This is a genomic window from Kocuria sp. ZOR0020, from assembly GCF_000800955.1.
Classification (GTDB): Bacteria; Actinomycetota; Actinomycetes; order Actinomycetales; family Micrococcaceae; genus Kocuria; species Kocuria subflava.
In genome coordinates this window covers 1-415 of sequence record NZ_JROX01000385.1, presented here as the reverse complement: position 1 = coordinate 415, position 415 = coordinate 1, and the positions used below count along the sequence as shown (strand labels likewise).

The window sequence follows — 415 nt, the reverse complement described above, 5'->3', positions numbered from 1 at the left end:
AGTAGGGAATCGAACCCTACACCACGTTAGTACACCTTATTACTCTAACCAGCTGTCACTTAGTTATGCCTGTGACACTTTAATACACTAGGACTTTCGTTAGCTGATATAACCGTGCACCAGTTATCTGTATAGTTGTGCCATAGCTTAACACTTCGTCTATGGACTATACACCACTCATCAGGATAGCTGGACTCGAACCAACACTACATGTTCCCAAAACACGCATGCTACCATTAACACTATATCCTGTTACTATATGCCATAATACGCTCAATACCTAGAACTATAACTTATAACATATAATAAAATAAAGGAGAACACGAACAGTAGGAATCGAACCCACGTTTACAGGTTTGGAATCTGTAGCATTACCATTATACTATGTTCGCTAGATACAAAGGGCTGTTAGTTG

2 tRNA genes are annotated in these 415 nt (G+C 39.3%); both read right to left on the bottom strand.

The features are described 5' to 3' along the window. Nucleotides 1-180 precede the first annotated feature (180 nt). A tRNA-Pro gene (locus tag L979_RS13905) sits at nucleotides 181-252 on the bottom strand. Between the two features lie 69 nt (nucleotides 253-321). Beyond that, nucleotides 322-392: transfer RNA gene (locus tag L979_RS13900), tRNA-Trp, on the bottom strand. Nucleotides 393-415 lie beyond the last annotated feature (23 nt).